Annotated in this window: 2 protein-coding genes; one reads left to right on the forward strand and one right to left on the reverse strand. The window is 59.5% G+C overall.

The genetic code is table 11. The features are described 5' to 3' along the window. Positions 1–114, forward strand: a 114-nt coding sequence (locus A5704_RS28630) for a class I SAM-dependent methyltransferase (RefSeq protein ID WP_197508541.1), incomplete at its 5' end; no start/stop codon positions are given. 26 nt (positions 115–140) lie between these two features. On the opposite strand, the gene A5704_RS25400 is transcribed toward A5704_RS28630, so the two are convergent. Beyond that, the coding region (locus A5704_RS25400) for a class I SAM-dependent methyltransferase (RefSeq protein WP_067887761.1) at positions 141–812 on the reverse strand (672 nt) is incomplete at its 5' end.

The following is an 812-nucleotide window of genomic DNA, read 5'->3' on the forward strand; positions in this document are numbered from 1 at the left end:
ATCGCCATCCAGTCGCAAGAGGTCTACGACCGCTACATGAAGTACCTGACCGGTTGCGCGAAGCTGTTCCGCCAGGGCATCAGCAATGTGGGCCAGTTCACCCTCGTGAAGTAGGCGGCGAGGAGCTGGGGGTCGTTCCGCTACTTTTGCAGCGTGAACTGGTCGACGTCGGTGTAACCCTGGCGGAACAGCTTCGCGCAGCCGGTCAGGTACTTCATGTAGCGGTCGTAGACCTCTTGCGACTGGATCGCGATGGCCGCGTCCTTGTTGGCCGCCAGGTTTGCCGCCCATATATTGAGAGTCCGCTCGTAGTGCTCACCCAGTAATTGCACCTTTTCGACCGAGAATCCGGCGGGCTCAGCGAATTTGAAAATATCTTCCTGCGTCGGCAGCTGGCCGCCCGGAAAAATCTCGGTGCCGATGAATCGCGCGAATCTCACATCGCGCATAGTCAGCTTGATGCCGAGTGCGGGCATCTGCTGCCATTGATAGGTCAAAATGGTGTGCAACAGCATCCGACCGTCGTCGGGCAGGATGTGGTGGGCACGTTCAAAAAAGGCCGGCCACCGGTCGGCCTTGAACGCCTCGAAGGCGCCGATGCTGACGATTCGGTCGACCTTGTCGTCGAATTCCTCCCAGCCCTGCAACCGGACTTCGACGGAGCGGTCGGTGGGGATGGCGGCCATTTTGGCCTTACTGTAGGCAAACTGGTTGCGACTCAGCGTGATCCCGATCACGTTGACGTCATATTTCTCGATCGCCCGGTGCAGCGCTCCTCCCCAGCCGCAACCGATGTCGAGTAGCGTCATGCC

The sequence above is a fragment of the Mycobacterium sp. E735 genome (genome assembly GCF_001666955.1).
Lineage (GTDB): Bacteria > Actinomycetota > Actinomycetes > Mycobacteriales > Mycobacteriaceae > Mycobacterium.